The sequence below is a fragment of the Phocaeicola sp. RTP21359st1_B8_RTP21360_211022 genome, assembly GCF_040911965.1.
Lineage (GTDB): Bacteria > Bacteroidota > Bacteroidia > Bacteroidales > Bacteroidaceae > Phocaeicola > Phocaeicola vulgatus.
Map to the genome: position 1 here is coordinate 1 of NZ_JBDFXP010000107.1, position 2,177 is coordinate 2,177.

Consider the following 2,177-nt stretch of genomic DNA (forward strand, 5'->3'; position numbering starts at 1 on the left):
TGGGTGCGACATGAAGTCGCATAGATAATTGTTGGAATGATACTTACGGGTATCAGCTTTAACCCGCTGTTCCGTCAGCGGTAGCCTACCGACCGATGCACCTTAATGTTGTATTAAGCGGTCGGGACGAAGTACACTTTCGCAAGACAAGACAGAACCGTGAGGGGAAGTCAAGTACGGTTAGTATCATACCGTAGAGTGGCGAGGCTGGATAGTATGGTTAGCGCAAGCGAACTGTTAGTAAACTTCGTAATGTCACGAAAGAGTGTAAGATACTGGCACACTCTACCCAAAAGGGAAGCGGTCGGTTAATCCTCTCCATGGTAGGATTACACGGATATAAGCACCGCCGGAGGATGAGACAGAACCTAACCTATCCGTTAGTTATCTATGTGGAACATGGTAAGCCTGTATATCTCCTGTCATGTAAAAATGACAGGTAAGCTGACAGCAATGAAAGCCGAATGGTGTGCAGGTATAAGATAACAGAAAAAGCGAATGCCGTTCTGTAATGGAGCGGATACGGATTGAACCGACATCACGGGCTGATGTGGGCGACATCATCCGACACGAAAGTGGGCAGACTTCTGTGACGACATTAGGTAGGCAATCAAACCGAATGTTGTCAAATGGTGATTCTTTACAATTAACTTTTAGAACTTTCAAAAGGAGGAAAGCAAATGAACGAAAACAAGACATCGTGTGCGCCTGCTGACAATCAGCAAACACTTTGGGACAGAATAGACTGGACTAAAGCGGAGTTGGCTGTCAGAAAGCTACAAGCACGAATTGTAAAGGCTCAGAAGGAAGGCAGATACAACAAGGTGAAAGCCTTGCAGTGGACGCTGACCCACTCTTTTTACGCAAAAGCCTTAGCCGTAAAGAGAGTTACTTCTAACGGAGGTGGCAACACCCCCGGAGTGGACATGGAAACATGGGAGAAACCCGAAGCAAAAACACAAGCGATAAGCGAACTCAAACGCAGAGGCTACCAGCCGAAGCCATTGAGAAGAGTCCACATCAAAAAGAGTAATGGCAAACTGCGACCGTTGGGAATACCGACAATGAAAGACAGAGCCATGCAAGCACTCTACCTTATGGCATTAGAACCAGTGTCGGAAACAACAGCCGACTCACGTTCATACGGTTTCCGCAAGGAACGCCGCTGTATGGACGCGGTAATGCAATGCCATAACATTCTCCGAAAAGGCTATTCTCCCGAATGGATTCTGGAGGGTGACATAAAGGGGTGCTTCGACCACATCAGCCATGAATGGCTGCTTGCCAACATCCCTATGGACAAGGCAATACTCCGAAAATGGTTGAAATGCGGCTATATCTTCAACAAACAGATGTTCCCGACAGAGGAGGGAACGCCACAAGGTGGCATTATCTCTCCCACGCTTGCCAATATGACATTGGACGGATTGCAGAAAGTCCTTGCAGAGAAATATAAACGAGTTAGAATCAAAGGTAAGTTATATTCGCCAATGGTGAATCTTGTCCGTTACGCTGATGACTTTATAATTACCTGCGAGAACCGTGAAACACTTGAAAAGGAAATCAAGCCATTGGTAGCCGACTTTATGTCTGAAAGAGGTCTGACCTTATCAGAAGAAAAGACGGTGATAACCAATATCCGTGACGGTTTCGATTTTCTCGGTTTCAACATCCGCAAATTCGGCAATGAAATATTGACCAAGCCGACCAAGAAAGCCGAAAAACGCTTTATGGAGAATATCCGTAAGGTGACAAAAGGTCATAAGGGTTGCAAGCAGGAATCATTAATCAGGATGTTGAATGCTAAAATTCGAGGATGGGGAGCATATTATCAGCATGGGGCGACACGTGATTCTTTTCACAGAATCGACCATCAGATATTTCTCGCCTTGTGGCAATGGGCTAAACGCCGTCATTCCAAGAAAGGGAAACAGTGGATAAAAGACCGCTATTGGCACAATATCCGAGGGAACAGCTGGACTTTTGCGGCTAAGTTCAAGAAATCAAACGGCAAAGAAGACCAACTTACCTTGTTGAAACTGGCATCTTCGTTTCCTTTTCTGCAATATACGCAGATAAAGGGGGACATGAATCCGTTTGACGCAGACTGCCGCCTGTACTTCAATAAAAGAATGAAGTCAAAGATGCTTGTGACGCTGAAAGGACGTAAATCCCTG

1 protein-coding gene is annotated in these 2,177 nt (G+C 45.8%); it reads left to right on the forward strand.

Annotated features, from left to right (window positions below; translation table 11 throughout):
• Positions 1-680 precede the first annotated feature (680 nt).
• Positions 681-2,177, forward strand: a 1,497-nt coding sequence (gene ltrA / locus AB5062_RS22555) for a group II intron reverse transcriptase/maturase (protein WP_368326997.1), incomplete at its 3' end; no start/stop codon positions are given.